Origin of the sequence: Amycolatopsis sp. NBC_00355, from assembly GCF_036104975.1 — a bacterium.
Classification (GTDB): domain Bacteria; phylum Actinomycetota; class Actinomycetes; order Mycobacteriales; family Pseudonocardiaceae; genus Amycolatopsis.
The window spans coordinates 5350960-5370077 of sequence record NZ_CP107982.1 but is presented as its reverse complement, the minus strand read 5'-3'; the positions used below and the strand labels follow the sequence as shown (position 1 = coordinate 5370077).

Genomic DNA, 19118 nt, shown 5'->3' with positions numbered 1-19118 from the left:
GAGAGCCTAACCGATCTTGGGGCGTGGGGCTCCTCACAATGGGGGTGCAGGTATCCTTGGTGAGGTCCGCGTGTGACCAGAGCCGGTCACAGGATGCCGAACGGGCTTACGCGGCCACCCACACCTTTGAAGTTCAGGAGTCTTCGCGTGCCCGCAGCCAGCGCTACCGTCGAAACCGGCCGGTCGACCGGTAAGACCCGGCCCGACCTGCGCAACGTCGCGATCGTCGCCCACGTCGACCACGGCAAGACCACGCTGGTCGACGCCATGCTCCGGCAGTCGGGCGCCTTCGCCGAGCGCGCCGAGCTCGTCGACCGGGTCATGGACTCCGGTGAGCTGGAGCGCGAAAAGGGCATCACCATCCTGGCGAAGAACACCTCGATCCACCGCCAGACGCCCGAGGGTTCGGTGACCATCAACGTCATCGACACCCCCGGCCACGCCGACTTCGGCGGTGAGGTCGAGCGCGGCCTGGCGATGGTCGACGGCGTGGTCCTGCTGGTCGACGCCAGCGAGGGCCCGCTCCCGCAGACCCGCTTCGTGCTCCGCAAGACCCTCGAGGCCAAGCTGCCGGTGATCCTGCTGGTCAACAAGGTCGACCGGCCGGACGCGCGGATCGCGGAGGTCGTCGAAGAGACCCACGACCTGCTGCTGGACCTGGCCGGCGACATCGAGGACGCCGACCTCGACGCCATCCTCGACCTCCCGGTCGTCTACGCCTCCGCGCGCGCCGGCAAGGCGAGCCTGGCGCAGCCGGAGGACGGCGGCCTGCCCGACAGCGAGAACCTCGACCCGCTGTTCGAGACGCTGATGCGCCACGTCCCGCCGCCCGCCGCGGACCTGGACGCGCCGCTGCAGGCCCTGGTCACGAACCTCGACGCGTCGAACTTCCTCGGCCGCATCGCGCTCATCCGCATCCACGCCGGCCGGCTCCGCAAGGGCCAGACCGTGGCCTGGATGCGCGAAGACGGCACCGTGCAGAACGTCCGGATCTCCGAGCTGCTGGTCACCGAGGCGCTCACCCGCGTCCCGGCGACCGAGGCCAGCGCGGGCGAACTGGTCGCCATCGCCGGCATCCCGGAGATCACCATCGGCGACACCCTCGCCGACTCCGAGAGCCCGGTGGCGCTGCCCCGGATCACCGTCGACGAGCCCGCCATCTCGATGACCATCGGCGTCAACACCTCGCCGCTGGCCGGGCGCAACGGCGGCGACAAGGTCACCGCGCGGCTGGTCAAGGCCCGCCTCGACGTCGAGCTGATCGGCAACGTCTCGATCCGCGTGCTGCCGACCGAGCGCCCCGACACCTGGGAGGTCCAGGGCCGTGGCGAGCTGGCGCTGGCCATCCTGGTCGAGCAGATGCGGCGTGAGGGCTTCGAGCTGACCGTCGGCAAGCCGCAGGTCGTGCTCCGCACGATCGACGGCAAGCTGCACGAACCGTTCGAGCGCCTCTACATCGACTCGCCGGAAGAGCACCTCGGCGCGATCACGCAGCTCCTGGCGTCCCGCAAGGGCCGCATGGAGGACATGAGCGGCAACGGCACCGGCCGGATCAAGCTGGTCTACGTGCTCCCGTCGCGCGGCCTGATCAGCTTCCGCACCGACTTCCTCACCGAGACCCGCGGCACCGGCATCGCGAACCACGTGTTCGAGGGCTACTTCCCGTGGGCGGGCGAGATCCGCACCCGCCACAGCGGGTCCCTGGTCGCCGACCGGACCGGCCCGGTCACCGCGTACGCGATGATCCAGCTGGCCGACCGCGGCACGTTCTTCGTCGAGCCGGGCGCCGACGTCTACGAGGGCATGGTCGTGGGCGAGAACCCGCGCTTCGAGGACCTCGACATCAACATCACCAAGGAGAAGAAGCTGACGAACATGCGTCAGTCCTCCGCCGACGTGATGGAGACGCTGGCCCGGCCGCGCAAGATGGGCCTGGAAGAGGCCCTGGAGTTCTGCTCGGTCGACGAGTGCGTCGAGGTGGCCCCGGAGGTCGTGCGCGTCCGCAAGGTCACGCTGGACATCAACACCCGGGCCAAGGAGCGTTCGCGCGCCAAGAGCCGCGACAACGTCTGATTCGATTCGAAAAGGGCCTCCCGGCAGCCGCCGGGAGGCCTTTTTTCGATTGCGCTCGTGACCCTGCGTCCGATATACCAGGGCCCAGCGTCACCGAAATCATCGAGCTTCTCCTTATATCTTTATAGGCGGCTCGCCTGGTGTTCACCTCCGCCCGGCGCCGTCCCGTGTCCGGGCCGTGTTCGTTCCGCCGTTCCGGAACGGTCCGGGAACCCGGACGGTGCTCCGCGCGTCCTTTTCCATAGCGCCACGATGGGGCGCCGGACCCGGCCGATCCGGGTATGGGAATCTCGGTTCCGGCGGCGGAGGTGGTCATGGGAGCATGGCTGCCCCGATCGGCGAGAATCCGGAAGGAACAGGGCGTGCGGGTGAATCGCAAGGCGGGGCCGGTACTGGCACTCGCGGCCGTGGTGCTCGCCGCCTGTTCGAACACCCCGCCACCCCCGGTGGTGTCGACGTCGGTGGCGCCGGTCTCGACCACCGGCAAGACCCCGTCGCAGATCGTCGTCGGCGTCGACGACGTGCTCGGCGGGTACAACCCGCACAACCTCGCGGACTCCTCGCAGGTGACCTCGGCGCTCTCGCAGCTGCTGCTGCCCTCGGTGTTCCGCCAGAAGGACGACGGCGCCACCCTGCTCGACAAGAACCTGATGAAGTCCGCCGAGGTGCTCTCGCAGCAGCCGTTCGTCGTGGCCTACGACATCCGGCCGGACGCGTCCTGGTCCGACGGCGCGCCGATCGCCGCCGAGGACTTCGACTACCTGCGCACCCAGATGCGCGACCAGCCCGGCGTGATCGGCCCGGCCGGCTACCGGCAGATCACCGACCTGCAGTCCCGCGAAGGCGGCAAGCGCGTCGAGGTCACCTTCGCCAAGCCGTACCCCGGCTGGCAGACGCTGTTCTCGGACCTGCTGCCCGCCCACCTGCTCAAGGACGCCCCCGACGGCTGGCGCGGCGCCCTGGCCTCGAACTTCCCGGCCATCGCCGGCCCGTTCTCGATCAAGAGCCTCGACACCGCCCGCGGCGAGGTGATCCTCGAGCGCAACGAGCGCTACTGGGAGAAGCCCGCGGCGATCGACCGGATCGTGCTGCGCCGGTCGGACCAGAGCACCCTGCTGGCCGCACTGCGCAGCGGCAACGACCAGTTCGCGCTGGCCCGGACCACCGGGGACGAACTCAAGCTGCTCGGCGAGCTCGGCTCGGCCGTCCAGCTCCACACCGTGGCCCGGCCGCTCGTCGCCGACGTGCTGCTGCGGCCGGTCAGCGCCACGCTGCAGGACGCGCAGGTCCGGGCCGGGGTCGCCGCCCTGCTCGACCGCCCCAAGCTGATCACCGAGGGCGTCAACGGCGGGCCGTCGGCGACGCTGCACGCCGACGCCCAGGTCAAGGCGCCGTCGGTGGCCGGGTACACCGCGACGATCCCGCCCGGTCCGCCGACCGCGCCGGACGTCGCGAAGGCCGAGGAGTCGCTGAAGGCGGCCGGCTACACCAAGACCGCGGGCACCTGGCGCAAGAACGGCAAGGCGCTGTCGCTGGTCGTGGCCTCGCCCGGCACCCAGGAGCCGTACGCGTCGATCGCCAAGGAGCTCACCGGCGAGCTGACCGCGCAGGGCATCGAGGTCAACGCGATCACGCCGCAGCCGCGGGACCTGTTCAGCGGCCTGCTCGCGATGCCGGTGGTCAGCGGGGTCCAGCAGCCGGCCGGGGACTCGGCGGGCAACGTCGGGATCGACATCGCGGTCGTGCCGCAGGCGGTCGGCGGCGACACGGCGTCGGTGCTCGCGTCGACCTTCGGCTGCCGGCTCGAGCAGACCGCTTCGGGCAGGGACACGGCAAAACCGGTCGTTCCGGGCAATTCGGCGGGCTTCTGCGACCCGGCCCTGCAGCCCTCGATCGACGCCGCGCTGTCGGGCGCCACGCCGATCGCCGAGGCCCTGACCACCCTTGAGCCTGAACTTTGGCGTCAGAACGTGGTGATCCCGCTGTTCCAGATGGCTGACACCCTGGCGATCGGATCCGGTATCTCGGGTGTCACACCGGGTCCCCCCATGGTGGGCCCGTTCGGGTCCGCCGTGAACTGGACTCGCGGCCCGAAGTAATCACTCGGCTACGCATTCAGTACTACCGAGTGATCTTCACCGACGCCTTCGGGTGGCAGCCATTGATTCCATGAGGTAACCGTCGTATTTCTGGATGTCCACTGGAAGTCACCCTTTGGTCACGATCGACCCTGAACTGGTGACTGTCGGTGCTTTTCCTTTCTAGCGTGCACCCGCAGTGCGCCAGTTGAGTGTCGCTTGGCGTGTCGTAGGCTCCGGCACCAAACCGGAGCGGTGTGGGTCCTTGTCACAATTCAAGGGCTCAGTGCTAGGAGGGCACACTTCATGAGGAGAACCAAAGCAGTCTCCGCCTTGTCGCTCGTCGCAGCGGGCACGCTGCTGCTGAGCGCCTGCAGCGGCGGCGATTCGGGTTCGGGCAGCACGGACCAGAACGGGTCGTCGACCGACGTCAAGTCGATGGCTGTCGGCAAAGCCGAGACGGGTGACTCGTTCAAGCTCGCCGACGTCAAGGGCTGGGACGGCACCGTCACGGTCGGGATCGACGACGGGTACTCGGGGTACAACAACAACACCCCGGACACCAACAGCTCGTACAACACGTACATCTTGACGGCCGTGCTCGAAGACTCCTTCGTCCTCGACGGCAACAACAAGGTGCTGCTCAACAACGACATGTTCGACTCGGTCGACGTGACCTCCAAGGACCCGCAGGTCGTCACGTACAAGATCAAGCCGAACATCAAGTGGTCCGACAACGCGGCCTTCGACTGCCACGACCTGTACCTGAACTGGCTCTCGCAGAGCGGCCAGGCCAAGGGCTCGGACGGCAAGAACCCGTTCAACGCGGCGTCGACCACCGGCTACGACAAGATCAAGACCGCCACCTGCAAGGACAACCTGACCTTCGAGACGGACTACAGCGAGCCGTACCTCGACTACAAGGGCCTGTTCAGCGGCGTCTCGATCCTGCCGGCGCACATCCTCGAGAAGCAGACCGGCATCGCGGACATCACCAAGCTGGCCCCGACCGGTGACCCGGCCCAGCTGTCCAAGGCCGGCGACTTCTGGACGAACAAGTGGAAGGGCTTCGACAAGGCGCTCATGCCGGCCTCCGGCCCGTACATGATCGACGCGTTCGACGCCAACCAGAAGGCCGTCACCCTCGTCAAGAACCCGGCTTGGGCCGGCGGCAAGGGCGGCCCGGCCAAGATCATCGTCCGCGCCATGGAAGACACCAAGGCCATGGCGACCGCGCTGCAGAACGGTGAGATCGACGTCGCGGCGTCGACCCAGCCGGACGCCACCGCGGCCCAGACGATGAAGGGCCTCTCGGCGCAGGGTGTCACCTACGGGTCGGCCGCACAGCTGACCTACGAGCACCTCGACCTGCAGTTCAACCGCATCTTCAAGGACGACGCGCTCCGCAAGGCGTTCTTCGAGTCGGTCGACCGCAAGGCCATCACCGACAAGCTGCTCAAGGAAGTCCAGGCCGACGCGGCCCCGCTGAACTCGATCGTGTTCTTCCAGGGTGAAGAGGGCTACACCGACCTGTACGGCAGCAAGGCCGGGCTGGGTGCCGAGGCAGCGGCGAAGACGCTGACCGACGCCGGCTGGGCGAAGGGTGCCGACGGCATCTTCGCCAAGGGCAGCGTGCGCGCTTCGTTCAAGATCACGCACAACCAGAACGCGCGCCGCAGCCAGACCGTCGAGATCATCATCTCGCAGGCCAAGGCGGCCGGTATCGAGGTCAAGGACGAGACCGACGCCAACTTCCTCAAGGGTGGCCGCGTCTCGACCGGTGACTACGACATCGCCCTCTTCGGCTGGTCGTCGGCGCCGTTCAAGTCGCAGTCGCGCTCGATCTACGTCTGCCCGACCAACGGTGGTGACCAGAACTACCAGAACCTCTGCGACCCGAAGATCGACGAGGCGTTCACCGCCGCCGTGAAGGCGACCGACGAGCAGAGCAAGCTGCAGAACTACCAGGCCGCGGACAAGGCGATCGCCGACAAGTACGCGACCATGCCGCTGTTCCAGACGCCGTCCATGTGGGCGTTCAAGGGCATCGACCGGGTGTACATGCAGTCGTACAACGGTGTGCTGTGGAACGCCGGCGAGTGGGAGAAGAAGTAACGGGGCTAGCGCCCTGACGCTTCTTTCCCCTCGCTCCAGATGACCTGGGAGGTACCGGGGCCCGGCCACGAGCCGGGCCCCGGTACCCACCGGAAGTAGCTGTTGACCGTAGGGTTACCACCACTACGGTAGACAACCGGGTAGCGGTCCAGCGCACTTCTGACGACCAGGCCCGGATGAGGAGCAGTTCGTTGAACCTGGTGATCTACATCCTTCGCCGTCTGGCGATATCGATTCCCGTCCTCCTGGTCGGGACCTTTTTGTCGTTCGTGATGGTCGCCGCCACCGGTGACCCGCTGGGCGAGATCCGCAACAACCCGCTGATGAGCAAGGACGCGATCGACGCGCTCTCCCACAAGCTGGGGCTGGACCAGGGCGTCATCCCGCGCTACTTCACGTGGCTCGGGCACTTCCTGTCCGGCGACTGGGGCACCTCGATCGCGCAGGGCAACGCCCTCGCGCCGGTCGCGCCCAAGGTCACGGCCGCGTTCGCCGTCACGCTCAAGCTGGTCGTCGGCGCCGAGATCCTCGCGCTGATCATCGGCATCATCGTCGGTGTGCTGGCCGCGGTGAAGCAGTACTCGATCATCGACTACATCGCGACCACCCTGGCCTTCCTGCTCTTCTCGATGCCGATCTTCTGCGTCGCGATCGTGCTGAAGCGCTACGCGATCGAGATCAACGGCTGGGTGCGGGACCTGGGCCTGTCCGACGTCCTCGGCAATCCCTGGCTGCGCACGATCAGCCCGGAGCAGCTGAAGACCGACGGCGTCGGGGACTTCATAACCAGTACGGTCGGCGCGTACCTGCTGCCGACCCTCTCGATCATGGCGATCAGCTTCGCCGCGTACAGCCGCTTCCAGCGGGCTTCGATGCTCGAGGTCATGAGCTCGGACTACGTGCGCACCGCGCGCGCCAAGGGCCTGGGGAACGGCCGGGTCATCTTCCGGCACGCGTTCCGCAACGCCCTGATCCCCGTGACGACGCTGTTCTCGGTGAACTTCGGCTCGGTGCTCGCCGGGGCGATCATCACCGAAACGGTCTTCAACTGGCACGGCATGGGCACGCTGCTGGTGGAAGCCGTCACGAAAAACGACACCCAGGTGCTGATGGGCTGGCTCGTGGTCATCGCCACCAGCGTGGTCGTCGCCAACCTGATCGCCGACCTGATGTACGGCATCCTGGACCCGAGGATTCGCGTTGGCTGACTTGAACTCACTTCTCGCGAGCGAAACCGCGACCGCCGACGGCACGCTGCCGCCGGAGGCCCTGCCCGAGCCGCGGAGCCAGGGCAAGCTCGTCCTGCGCAAGTTCCTGCACCACAAGCTGGCGATGGCCTCGACCGCGGTGCTGGTGCTGATCATCCTGCTCAGCATCCTGATGCCGATCTTCTGGCCGCACAGCTACGAGGACAGCTCCTTCCCGTCCTTCGCGAAGCCGAACGGGGACTTCCCGCTGGGCACCACGCAGGTCGGCAAGGACATGGTGTCGCAGATCCTGCGCGGTACCCAGTTCTCGCTGCTGATCGCGCTCACGGTGTCGGTCCTGTCGACCTTCGTCGGCGTCGTCCTCGGCGCCCTTGCGGGCTACCTGCGCAGCTTCACCGACTCGGCGATCTCACGCGTGACGGACCTGTTCCTGATCATCCCGCAGATCGCCGCGGCGGCCATCCTCGCCAAGGTGTTCGGCGGCGGTGCCTGGTACATCGTGGCGCTGGTGCTGGCGGCCTTCGGCTGGATGCAGGTCGCCCGGATCACCCGGGCCGAGGCGATGTCGCTGTCGCAGCGGGAGTTCGTCGACGCGGCTCGCGCTTCGGGCGCCGGCACGTTCCGGATCATCTTCAAGCACCTGGTGCCGAACATGGTCGGCAGCATCACGGTCAACGCGACCCTCGCGGTCGCGCAGGCCGTGCTGGCGGAAGCCGCGCTGTCGTTCATCGGCCTCGGTGTCCAGCTGCCGGACACCTCGCTCGGCCGCGTCATCCTGGAGAACTACGCCCAGCTGCAGACGCGGCCGGCGCTGTTCTTCGGGCCGTTCATCGTGCTCGTGCTGATTTCACTGACGATCAACTTCATCGGTGACGGTCTTCGCGACGCCTTCGACCCGCGTCAGCGGAGAATGAAGGCCTGACCACGCGCCGCGGGGGTGACCGGGATTCCGGTCACCCCCGCGGCCGTTTGCCGCGAGGACCGCCGGACCTGGGGGTTTCGGATGAATCTCGTGGTGTACGTGGTCCGCAGGCTGCTCGTCTCGATCCCGGTCCTGCTGGTCGGCACGTTCCTCTGCTTCGTCATGGTCGCGAACACGGGCGACCCGCTCGGGGAGCTCCGGAGCAAACCCGGCATCAGCGCGCAGGCGATCGCCGACACCGAGCACCGGCTCGGTCTGGACCAGCCTGTCTTCACGCGGTACTTCACCTGGCTCGGCCACTTCCTGTCCGGCGACTGGGGCATCTCCGTCGCGCAGGGCAACGCGCTCCAGCCGGTGGCGCCGAAAGTGCTGGCGGCGTTCCGGGTGACGCTCGAACTGGTGCTCGCGGCGTCGGTGCTGGCCCTGGTCCTCGGGGTGCTGGTGGGTGTGCTCGCCGCCGTCAAGCAGTACTCGCTCTGGGACTACATCGCGACGACGCTGGCGTTCCTGATGTTCTCGATGCCGATCTTCTGCGTCGCCATCGTGCTCAAGGGCTACGCGATCCGCGCCAACATCTGGGTCCGCGACCTCGGGCTGGCGGACGTCCTCGGGGACCCGTGGCTGCGCACGACGAGCCCGGAGAGCCTCTCGGCGACCGGCGTCGGCGACGCGCTCGCGAAGTACGTCGGCGCGTTCCTGCTGCCGACACTGTCCATCATGGCCATCACGTTCGCCGCCTACAGCCGCTTCCAGCGCGCGTCGATGCTGGAGGTGCTGGACGCCGACTACGTGCGCACAGCGCGCGCCAAGGGCGCCACGAACACCCGCGTGATCTGGCGGCACGCGTTCCGCAACGCGCTGATCCCGGTGATGACGCTGTTCTCGGTCAACTTCGGCGCCACGGTGACCGGCGCGATCATCACGGAGACGGTCTTCACCTGGCACGGCATGGGCATCCTCGACCCCCGCATCCGGGTCGGCTGACACCCGGGGCCCACGCAGTGGAAGCAGAGTGAGAGCGAACCCGGGCCCCAGGAACGTCGAAGGCCGCCACCCGAGCCGGGTGGCGGCCTTCGACGTGTCTACGGGAGCGTCAGTCGGCGACCGGCGCCAGCCGGCCCGCTTCCCAGGCCGCGCGGCGCTCGGCCTGCAGCACCGGGTCGGCGACCGGGGCCGCCGACAGCAGGCGCCGGGTGTACTCCTGCTGGGGCGAGTGCAGCACCTGGTCGCGGGTGCCGACCTCGACCAGCTTGCCGTACTGCATCACCGCGACGCGGTCGGCCAGCAGGTCGACCACGGCGAGGTCGTGGCTGATGAACAGGCACGCGAACTGCAGCGACTGCTGCAGGTCGAGGAACAGGTCCAGGACACGGGCCTGCACCGACACGTCCAGCGCCGAGGTCGGCTCGTCGGCGATCAGCAGCGCCGGGTCGAGCGACAGCGCGCGGGCGATCGCGACGCGCTGGCGCTGGCCGCCCGAGAGCTCGTGCGGGTAGCGGTTCATGTAGTGCCCGCCCAGCTCGACCTTGTCGAGCAGCGAGCGCACGCGGGCCGAGAGCTCCTTGCCGGCCAGCACCTTGTGCAGCACCATCGGCTCGGCGATCGACTCGCCGATCGTCATCTTCGGGTCCAACGTGGACGCCGGGTCCTGGAACACGATCGAGAAGAACCGGCGAAGCGGGCGGATTTCCTTCGCGGACATCGTGGTGATGTCCTTGCCCGCGATCGCGATCGTGCCCTGGGTGGCCCGGAGCAGGCCCACGGCGCAGCGGCCGACGGTCGACTTCCCGGAGCCGGACTCGCCGACCAGGCCGACGATCTCGCCCTTGGCGATGGTCAGCGAGACGTCGTCCACCGCGCGGTTCTTGCCCTGGCCGCGGCGGCCCGGGTACTCGAGGACGAGGTTCTTGATCTCCAGGGCCGGTGCGGCCTCTTCGATCACGGCTTCCAGCTCGGCGTCGGCCAGCCGGATGTCCTCGGCGATCTTGGCCGCCTCGGTGCTGTCGGCGTCGATCCCGGTGTCGAGCAGGCGGCGCCCCTCGGGGCGCTGGCCGAGGACCGGCACCGCGGCGAGCAGCCGCCGGGTGTAGTCCTCCTTGGGCGAGGCGAACAGTTCGCGCACCGGCGCCTCTTCGACGATCTCGCCCTGGTACATCACGATGACGCGGTCGGCCATGTCGGCGACGACGCCCATGTCGTGCGTGATCAGCACGATCGCGGTGTCGAGGGTGTCGCGCAGCTTGCGCAGCAGGCCGAGGATCTCCGCCTGCACGGTGACGTCGAGCGCGGTGGTCGGCTCGTCGGCGATGATGACCTTCGGGTCGCAGGCGATCGCCATGGCGATGACGACGCGCTGGCGCAGGCCGCCCGAGAGCTGGTGCGGGTACTGCTTGAACCGCTGCGCCGGGTTCGGGATGCCGACCAGGTCGATCAGCTCGACCGCGCGCTTGTCGGCGGCGGCCTTCGAGATGTCCTGGTGCGAACGCAGGGCCTCGCGCAGCTGCCAGCCGATCGTGTAGACCGGGTTCAGCGCCGTCATCGGCTCCTGGAAGATCATCGCGACCTGGTTGCCGCGGATCTTCTGCATGTCCTTTTCCTTGAGCTCCGCCAGGTTGCGTTCGCCCAGGCGGAGCTCGCCGGCGATGCGGCTGGTCTTGGGCAGCAGGCCCAGCACCGACATCGACGTGACGGACTTGCCGGACCCGGACTCACCGACGACGGCGACGATCTCGCCGGGCTTGACGTCGAACCCGATGCCCTTGACCGCGTCGACGACGCCGTCTTCGGTCGGGAACGAGACGCTCAGGTCGGAGATGGACAGAACGGATCCCGACACGTCGGCGACGTTCGCCGAAGTTGCTTCAGTGCTCACCAAGATGCCCTTCGTGGGGGTACAGACCATCGCGACGCGGCGGTCGCGACTCGCGCGAGGATAACCGAGGGTGTCCCCGACTAAGGTCGGAGCACGGGAATTACGCTCAACCCGTGATCTCTCCGGTACCGCGAAGGCTGCTGCTCGTCCACGCCCATCCCGACGACGAGAGCATCACCACCGGCGCCACGATCGCACGATACGCCGCCGAAGGCGCCGAGGTGACCGTGGTGACCTGCACGCTCGGTGAGGAAGGCGAGATCGTCCGCGAGCTGCCGGAGCTGGCCGGGCTGGGGGCCTGGGCCGCCGACCAGCTGGGCGGTTATCGCGTCGGCGAGCTGACGGCCGCGTGCGCCGCGCTGGGGGTGTCGCGACATCGTTACCTGGGCGGGATCGGCCGGTGGCGCGATTCGGGCATGGCGGGCACGGCGGCGGCGTCCCACCCGCGGGCGTTCGCCGGTGGTGCCCTCGACGAGCAGGCCGCGCAGCTGGCGGAAATCCTCGACGAGGTCCGGCCGCAGGTCGTCGTCACCTACGACGCGTTCGGCGGGTACGGCCACCCCGACCACATCCGCGCCCACGAGATCACCATGGCCGCCGCGCCGCGGGCGTCGTCGGTCGCGCGGGTGTTCCACACGGTCGCTTCGCGTGACGCCGTCCGCGCCGGCCTGGCGGAGCTGCGCGCGGACGGGACGTCCCTCTTCCCGGTGCCGCCGGACGCCGAGCTGCCGGTGACCCCGGACGAAGAGATCACGACGGTCCTCGACGTCGCCGCGCACCTGCCGTCGAAGCTCGCGGCACTGCGCGCGCACGCGACGCAGCTGACCGTGGTCGAGGGCGCCGTCCCGCACTTCGCGCTGACCAACGAGCTGGCCCAGCCGATCCCGGCGCACGACTATTTCGTGCTGGCCCACGGCCCGGCCGAGGGCGCGGCCGGCGACCTGTTCGGTGGACTGTGACCACGCCGGACCGGTTGACCGGGACCCAGATCGCCTTCCTGCTCCTGCTCGCCTTCGACACCGTGCTGCTGGGCGTGCTGGAGCTGTTCTTCCTGCCGCTGCGGCTCGGCGTGCTGCCGCTGCCGGTGACGGTGCTGGTCGGCGCGGTGACGACCCCGTGGCTGGTGTCGGCCACGGCCAAGCTGGTGCGGCCGTCTCTTTCGTGGGTACCCCTCGTCGTGTGGGTGCTCGTCGTGTTCGGGGTCGGCATGCTGGGTCCGGGCGGCGACCTGGTGCTGATCCAGGACTGGCGGGCGCTGCTGCTGCTCGGTGCGAGCGCGCTTCCCGGCGCGATGGTGCTCGGCGGTGGGCTGGGACGGGCGGCGGGAAGGAAACCGGGACGTGGCTGAGGCGATTTCCGACAAGCAGGTCGTGGCGGTGCTGCGGCCGTTCGTCCGGGCGTGTGGCCCGATGCTGGACGCGCTGCGCGAGTCCGACCCGTTCGGGCTGCAGGCGCGTGACCGGCGGGAGCAGGACGACCTCGCCGAGGTCGAGTCCGGGCTCAAGGCGAAACTGATCCACGGGCTGACGTCGGTGAAGGTCCCCGGCACGGCCGCGTGGGGCCGGATGACCGGCTACGACCGGTCGAGCTGGTGGATGAACCGCGTGGGCCGCTTCACGGCGCTGCTGACGTCGATCCCGGGGCTGGGCGGCGCGCTGGCCGACCGGCTCCCGGTGCAGGACACGCTCGGCGCGGCGTCACAGGGGCTGCTGTTGTGCGCGATCGCCGGCGAGTACGGCGTCACCGACGTCGGCACGCGCGTCCGGCTGATCGCGTCGGTGCTCTTCGAGCGCGACATCGATCCCGACCTCGCGGCGGGCAAGCACCCGGAACACGACGAAGCCGCGGAGGCCGAGGAAGCCGCGAGGCTGACCGAAGAACTGACGGCGTCGGAGAAGAAACACGGCAAGGCGACGATCAAGGCCGCCGCCGGGACGCTGTGGCGCCTCGGCCGCGGCCTGATCGGCATCACGGGAGAGCTGGAGAAGCGGCCGCGGGGCAACCTCGTACACCGCGCGCTGGGCATGCTCCCGGTCGTCGGCGCGGCGGGCGACTACCTCGGCGAGCGCTCCGGGCTGAAGGAGGTCTGGAAGCGGGCGCACACCTGGCTGACGGAACAGGCGCCCGCCCGCTGACCCGGCGCGTCAGTTCCAGAAGCGGAAGACGCTGGCGCCCGCGCGGGCGCCTTCTTCGAAGCCGCCCAGGTTGTTGTAGATCCAGAACGCGCCGTCCCACAGGGCCGTGCTCGCCGGGGTGAAGAACCAGAGGATCGCGAACAGGATGATCGGGGCCCACGGGCGCACCTGGGCGCCGAACGCGCGGGCCTGCGGCGGCAGGTACGGCTCGATCGCGCCCCAGCCGTCGAGGCCGGGGATCGGGAGGATGTTCAGGATGAACGTCAGGACCTGCAGCAGCGCCAGGTAGGACATCGCGACGACCAGGCCGCCCGCCATCGGCACCAGCGCCACCACGAGCGTCAGCGCCGCGCCGACCGCGAGGTTGCTCAGCGGTCCCGCCAGCGAGACCCACGACGACGTCCCGCGCGAGCGCAGCGCGCCCCGGTTGATCCAGACCGCGCCGCCCGGCAGCGGGATGCCGCCGATGATGAGGAAGATCAACGGCAGGACGATCGACAGGACCGGATCGGTGTACTTCCGGACGTCCAGCGTCAGGTAACCCTTATGAGCGACACTCGCGTCACCGCCCCGGTAGGCGACCATCGCGTGGCCGAACTCGTGCAGCGACAGCGAGGCCACCCAGCCGGCGGCGACGAAGATCACGACGCCGGCGATGAGGAGTGGATCGCGGTCACCGACCAGAACGGTGGTCACGTCGCCGAAGGCGGCCATCACGCCACCGGCGACGGTGAGGGCGAGGATGCCGAGGAAGACCGGGCTGGGGCGCGTCGCTGACTTCTGCACGCTTCCAGTCTTCCGTATGCCCGGTGTGAAGTTACCGGCGTGTCCCCTTGCGCGATCGGGCCGAAGGGTCCCCCGAACTCGCTACTCCGCTTGACCTGACCGCACTACACGGGTGTAATCACAGTGATGTCATTCGTCGTCGAGGGGACGGCGAGTGTCGTTTCACCACCGCCAGCCTGGGGAGTGCTAGGGAGCGAGGAGGCGGACGTGCGGTTGGAAGCCGATGGTAAGGAATGGGGGCACGTCATGAGTTGGGGCGAGATCCCGGAGCAGGCTCTGGGAGATCTCACCGAGCTCATCGATGCCACCGAGGAAGAGCAGGACTGGCAAGAACGCGCTCTGTGCGCGCAGACGGACCCGGAGGCGTTCTTCCCCGAGAAGGGCGGCTCCACCCGCGAAGCCAAGCGGATCTGCCTGGGTTGCGAGGTCAAGGACGAGTGCCTTGAGTACGCGCTGGCCAAGGACGAACGCTTCGGCATCTGGGGCGGTCTGTCCGAGCGGGAGCGCCGGAAGCTGAAGAAACGCGCAGTTTGAGGGGAGATCACCGGTGATGCGTGGCGTCACCGGTGATTCCACGTGGTGAACACGCGGCGTGGGTTCACCATCGGGTGACGGACCGGGGCCGTAGGGTGGCCGCACCGATCCATCGCCTGATCTGGAGCGTTTGTTGCCCCGCACCGCCGCGCCGCCCGCCCTGCGCACCGCGCCCGTTCTGGCCATTGTGGTCTGTCACAACGGCGAAAACTGGCTGCCGCTGGCGCTTTCTTCATTGCGCCGCAGCACTCTCCGGCCCCGGCACGTGCTCGCCGTGGACACCGGATCCACCGACGCGACCCCGCGTCTGCTGGCCGAAGCGGCCGACCCCGGCAGTGATCCCGACGCGACGCCGGTGCTCTCCGGGATCGTCACGCTTTCGAGTGAAACCGGCTTCGCCGCCGCGGTGGCGGAAGCCGTCGAGCACGCCACCGAGCGCTGGGGCGACCCGGGCGCGTGGCTCTGGCTGCTGCACGACGACTGCGCGCCCGAACCCGACTGCCTCGACGAACTCCTCAAAGTCGCGACGGCGCAACCGTCCGCGACCGTGCTGGGCGCGCTCGGGCTCGATTGGACGGACCCGCGGCTGATCGTCGAAGCCGGCCTGTCGACCGACGCGTCCGGGCACCGGCAGCAGGTCGCCGCGACCGGCGACGACCCGGCCGAGGTGCTCGCCGTGCCCAGCGCGGGCTCGCTCGTGCGCCGCGACGCGTGGGACGCCCTCGGCGGGTTCGACCCGGATTTCCCGTTGCTGCGCGAAGATCTCGACTTCGGCTGGCGCGCGAACGCGGCCGGCGGGCTGGTCCTGTCGGTCCCGGCCGCGCGGGTGCGGCACGCGCGCGCCGTCACCACCGGGCAGCGGCCCGCCGACGCCGTGCCCACGTCGCTCGCGGCCGCGAACCGCGCCCACGGGCTGCGGGTGTTCCTGGTGAACTGCTCGACGTTTTCCTTCTGGCTGGGGATGATCCGGCTCCCGCTGCTCTCGGTGCTGCGCGCGCTGGCCTTCGTCCTGCTGCGCCGCACCGGCGAGGCGCGGGCGGAGTTCGCGGCCGCCGCGTACCTCCTCAGTGGACGCGGCGGATTGCGTGCCGCCCGGGCGCACCGGCGGCGGAATCCGCGGCCCGGCACGGTTCGCGGCCTCTTCACCGGACGCGGGACGCGGCTGCGCAACGCCGTCCGCGCCGGGGTGGTCGGCCTCGTGCGCCGCGGCGTCGAGAACGACGTCGCGCTCGGGACGGTCCCCGAAACCGTCGAAACCGAGTCCGCGTGGGTGACGCCGGAAGCGCTCGACGCGCGCGAGAACCGTCCGGTCGGGCCGGACGCGCTGCCCGCCGGCGCGCTGCGCGGGGTCAGCTCGCGCGGGTCGGGGCTGCGGCGGCCGGGCACGCTCGTCGCCGTCACGCTGCCGGAAACCGTGGCGCCGGAACCGGAAACCACGAAAACCTCGGAAACCACGGAAATCGCTGAAGAAGCCGCTCCGGCACCCGAGCCCGAGATCGTCTTCGTCGAGGTGAACCGCCGTCGTGTGCTCGGCGCGACGATCTTCGCGCCGCCGGTGGTGCTGCTGGTCGTGATGACGGCGCTGGGGTTGTTCGTCAACCGCGCCCGGCTCGGGCTCGACCTGTTCGGGGGCAAGCTGCTCCCGGTGGGTGGCCTGGGTGAGCTCTGGACGTCGTACCTCACGCCGTGGCACGCGATCGCCGGCGGCACCGGCGCGCCCGCCTCGGCGACGGTCCCGGTGCTGGGCACGATCGGCGCGGTGTTCGCGCCGATCGGCGGCCCGGCCGCGCTCGTCGCCGTCCTGCTGCTCGGGGACATCCCGCTGGCGGCGCTGAGCGCGTACGTGGCGACCCGGCGGCTTCGCGTGCGCCGGTGGGTGCGCGCGGTCATCGCCGCGACGTACGCGCTGCTGCCGGCCGCCACGGCGGCGGTGGCGCAGGGCCGGCTCGACGTCGTCGTGGTGCACCTGGTGCTGCCGCTCGTCGCGGCGGGCATCGCCGGGCTGCTGGTCCGCGCGGACACCCGGTGGCTGCACGTGTCGGCGCTCTCGGCGTTCGGCGTCGCGCTGCTCGGCGCGTTCTCGCCGCTGGCGCACGGGCTCGCGCTCGCCGGGCTGCTGATCGGGTTCGTGGTGCTGCCGGCGCCGACCGGGCTGGCGCGGCGGATCGCGTCGGTCGGGATCGTCGTGCTGCTGCCGCTGGCGCTGCTGCTGCCGTGGCCGACGGTGCTGCTGAAGCACCCGGAACTGCTCGTCCAGGGCTTGGGCGGCGCGGCGTCGCCGGTGTCCGGCACGGACCTGGCCGGGCTCGCCCCGGGCGGGCCCGGCGCGTGGCCGATCGGCGTCGCGGTGATCGCGGCGGCGCTGGTGGCGCTCGTCGTCCGGCCGACGAAGCTCGCCGCGGGCGGGCTCGCGCTGGGGGTCCTGGGCGCCGGTGGCCTGGTGCTGGTCCGGCTCGTCACGGCGACCCCGATGCAGGGCGGCGCGGCGGCGCACGGTTACGCGGGGGTGCCGCTGCTGATCGTCGGCGCGGGGCTGCTGTGGGTCGTGCTCGGTTCGTGGCAGCGCGGCGGTGCGGCCGGGGTGCCGTCGACGTGGCTGCCGAAGGTGTCCGCGATCGCCGGGGTCGTGGTGTTCCTCGCGCTGGCCGCCGGCGCGGTGGTCGTCGGCGGGCAGGGACCCCTTCGCGCCGGCGAGCGTCCTTCACTGGCGCCGGAGGTGACGGCGGAGCTGGGCGCGTCCGGCCGGTCGGTGCTCGACCTCACGCCCGACGCGACCCGCCAGACCGGCGGCCGCCTGCCCCACTACGGCGACGACGACCTGGCCCCCACGCCCGGCACCCCGGCCCGGCTCGCGACGTGGCGCCGCGACCTCGGCCAAGGCGACGCGGCGGCGGTACAGCGGACGTTCGCCGCGGCGGCGGCCGCGGGCGTGGAGTACGTGGTGCTCCCGCCGGGCGCCGACCCGCGGGCGTACCCACCGCTGGCGAAGGACATGGTGTCGGTGGCGGCCCCGACCTCCGACGGCCGTGGCGTGCTCCGCCTGTTGTCACCGGCGGGCCAGGTGATCCTGATCTCCCCGGAGCAGGCCAAGGCCGCGGTCACGGGCGGCGGCGCCCCCGGGAACGCGCCGGGCGTGGCCCCGGTGCAAGCGGGCCTCCCGGACGTCCGCGTCCGGGTCTCGGACGGCCCGACCGGCCGCCTGCTGGTGCTGGCGGCGGAGCAGGAAGCGGGCTGGAAGGCTTCGGTGGGCGGCAAACCGGTCCCGATCGTCCCGGCGTGGGGCCACCAGGTGGCGGTCTCGGTGCCCCCGGCGACGTCGGAGGTGACGGTGGAGTACCCGGGCACGGAACGGAACCTGCTGCTGCTGGCCCAGCTGGCGGCGGTGCTGTTCACCCTGCTGACGGCGGTCCCGGCCCGGCGCCGCCGCTGAGCCCGGGACGCCAGTCTCCCCACGCCCTGTCGGGGCGTGGGGGCCGAGCGCGAGCGGACTACTCGCCTTCGATGACGTCCGGTTCCACGCCGAGGTACCCCGCCACCTGCTCCACCAGCACGTCGTGCACCAGCTCGGCCAGCTCCGACGGGTCCTTCGCCCGTGCCTCCAGCGGCCGCCGGTACAGCACGATCCGGGCGCGCGTGGGCATCCCCGTGCGATCCACCCCCGCCGGGACCAGGCGCGACAGCGGCACCGCGCCGTCGTGCAGCACGCCGTCCGCGGGCGCGTGGCCGTTCTCGCGGACTTCGGGCACGTCGTCGACCGCCACGTCCAGCTTCGTCAGCTCGTGGCGCCAGCGCGCTTCGATCGGTTCCAGCGCGTCGAGCACCAGCGCGTCGAACCGCTCCGCGCGGCTCGCGGCGGCGGGCAGGGTCGCCGGATAGAGCGTCCCGCGCAGGCCCCGGCCGTGCCGGTCCCGTCGCAGGCGCCGCCGTTGTCGGTAGTCACGAGCCGTCGCCACCCCGGAAGTCTATGCGGTCGGCGCGTCTCAGCGCGTGTCGCTCCTACGTCCTTGCGGCGACGCGCTATCGTTTCCGATCGTGCGGAGCGTACGGAAGTGTTCGCGTACCGGCTGTCTCGAGCCGGCTGTGGCCACGCTGACGTATGCCTACAGCGACTCCACCGCCGTCGTCGGCCCTCTGGCCACCGCCTCCGAGCCCCACTCGTACGACCTCTGCGAAGCCCACGCGCTGCGGCTGACCGTCCCCAAGGGCTGGGAAGTCGTCCGGCACGAAGGCGCGTTCGCCGCTCCGGACCCGTCGGCCGACGAGCTGACCGCGCTGGCCGAGGCCGTGCGCGAGGCCGGCCGGTCCGACAAGCCCGCGCCGCCGGCCCCCGAGCCCGAAGGCCCCTCCGGGCGCCGCGGCCACCTCCGGGTCCTGCCCGGCCGCGCCTGAACGCGT

14 protein-coding genes and 1 pseudogene are annotated in these 19118 nt (G+C 70.3%); 12 read left to right on the top strand and 3 right to left on the bottom strand.

Going from position 1 to position 19118, the window contains the following annotated elements:
- Positions 1–147: 147 nt before the first annotated feature.
- The 6 genes and pseudogenes from typA to OHS18_RS23790 form a co-directional block, all read left to right on the top strand.
- Positions 148–2073 (top strand): translational GTPase TypA, encoded by a 1926-nt coding sequence (gene typA / locus OHS18_RS23815; RefSeq protein WP_328449164.1) that lies wholly within the window; start codon positions 148–150, stop codon positions 2071–2073.
- A 362-nt stretch (positions 2074–2435) separates the two neighbouring features.
- Entirely contained in the window at positions 2436–4172 is a 1737-nt protein-coding gene (locus OHS18_RS23810; RefSeq protein ID WP_328449166.1) for an ABC transporter family substrate-binding protein, read from the top strand.
- A 285-nt stretch (positions 4173–4457) separates the two neighbouring features.
- Positions 4458–6266, top strand: coding sequence for an ABC transporter family substrate-binding protein (locus OHS18_RS23805; RefSeq protein WP_328612457.1), 1809 nt, complete (start codon positions 4458–4460; stop codon positions 6264–6266).
- Between the two features lie 191 nt (positions 6267–6457).
- Positions 6458–7474, top strand: coding sequence for an ABC transporter permease (locus OHS18_RS23800; RefSeq protein WP_328449169.1), 1017 nt, complete (start codon positions 6458–6460; stop codon positions 7472–7474).
- On the top strand, positions 7467–8396 hold the full coding sequence (locus OHS18_RS23795) for an ABC transporter permease (protein WP_328449170.1): 930 nt from the start codon (positions 7467–7469) through the stop codon (positions 8394–8396). The genes OHS18_RS23800 and OHS18_RS23795 overlap by 8 nt, the downstream gene beginning before the upstream one ends.
- A gap of 81 nt (positions 8397–8477) precedes the next feature.
- Positions 8478–9377 (top strand): annotated as a pseudogene (locus OHS18_RS23790) (ABC transporter permease); the annotation flags it as partial.
- Positions 9378–9489: 112 nt separating this feature from the next.
- On the opposite strand, the gene OHS18_RS23785 reads toward OHS18_RS23790, so the two are convergent.
- The gene (locus OHS18_RS23785; RefSeq protein ID WP_328449171.1) at positions 9490–11268 is read right to left on the bottom strand and encodes an ABC transporter ATP-binding protein; all 1779 of its coding nucleotides are present in this window, start codon (positions 11266–11268) and stop codon (positions 9490–9492) included.
- A 113-nt stretch (positions 11269–11381) separates the two neighbouring features.
- Between OHS18_RS23785 and mshB the strand changes: the two genes are divergently transcribed.
- From mshB to OHS18_RS23770, 3 genes are read left to right on the top strand one after another with little or no spacing between them, the layout of a single operon-like run.
- Entirely contained in the window at positions 11382–12227 is an 846-nt protein-coding gene (gene mshB / locus OHS18_RS23780; protein ID WP_328612456.1) for an N-acetyl-1-D-myo-inositol-2-amino-2-deoxy-alpha-D-glucopyranoside deacetylase, read from the top strand.
- On the top strand, positions 12224–12616 hold the full coding sequence (locus OHS18_RS23775) for a hypothetical protein (protein WP_328612455.1): 393 nt from the start codon (positions 12224–12226) through the stop codon (positions 12614–12616). The genes mshB and OHS18_RS23775 overlap by 4 nt, the downstream gene beginning before the upstream one ends.
- Positions 12609–13403 (top strand): hypothetical protein, encoded by a 795-nt coding sequence (locus OHS18_RS23770; protein ID WP_328449177.1) that lies wholly within the window; start codon positions 12609–12611, stop codon positions 13401–13403. The genes OHS18_RS23775 and OHS18_RS23770 overlap by 8 nt, the downstream gene beginning before the upstream one ends.
- A 9-nt stretch (positions 13404–13412) precedes the next feature.
- Here OHS18_RS23770 and OHS18_RS23765 read toward each other — a convergent pair whose 3' ends face one another.
- On the bottom strand, positions 13413–14117 hold the full coding sequence (locus OHS18_RS23765) for a site-2 protease family protein (RefSeq protein ID WP_328459206.1): 705 nt from the start codon (positions 14115–14117) through the stop codon (positions 13413–13415).
- A 318-nt stretch (positions 14118–14435) separates the two neighbouring features.
- Between OHS18_RS23765 and OHS18_RS23760 the strand changes: the two genes are divergently transcribed.
- Positions 14436–14723, top strand: coding sequence for a WhiB family transcriptional regulator (locus tag OHS18_RS23760; RefSeq protein WP_247063648.1), 288 nt, complete (start codon positions 14436–14438; stop codon positions 14721–14723).
- A 133-nt stretch (positions 14724–14856) separates the two neighbouring features.
- Positions 14857–18153, top strand: a complete 3297-nt coding sequence (locus OHS18_RS23755; protein ID WP_328612454.1) for a glycosyltransferase family 2 protein — start codon at positions 14857–14859, stop codon at positions 18151–18153.
- A 58-nt stretch (positions 18154–18211) separates the two neighbouring features.
- Here OHS18_RS23755 and OHS18_RS23750 read toward each other — a convergent pair whose 3' ends face one another.
- Positions 18212–18676: a metallopeptidase family protein gene (locus OHS18_RS23750; protein ID WP_328449181.1), complete on the bottom strand. Its 465-nt coding sequence runs from the start codon at positions 18674–18676 to the stop codon at positions 18212–18214.
- A 79-nt stretch (positions 18677–18755) separates the two neighbouring features.
- On the opposite strand from OHS18_RS23750, the gene OHS18_RS23745 reads away from it, so the two are divergent.
- Positions 18756–19112, top strand: coding sequence for a DUF3499 domain-containing protein (locus OHS18_RS23745; protein ID WP_328449183.1), 357 nt, complete (start codon positions 18756–18758; stop codon positions 19110–19112).
- The last annotated feature ends 6 nt before the right edge of the window (positions 19113–19118 follow it).

Excerpts from the sequence above, each read along its gene's own strand:
- OHS18_RS23765 (WP_328459206.1), bottom strand. The coding sequence starts at position 14,117 with ATGGCCGCCTTCGGCGACGTGACCACCGTTCTGGTCGGTGACCGCGAT.
- OHS18_RS23805 (WP_328612457.1), top strand. The coding sequence starts at position 4,458 with ATGAGGAGAACCAAAGCAGTCTCCGCCTTGTCGCTCGTCGCAGCGGGC.
- OHS18_RS23760 (WP_247063648.1), top strand. The coding sequence starts at position 14,436 with ATGAGTTGGGGCGAGATCCCGGAGCAGGCTCTGGGAGATCTCACCGAG.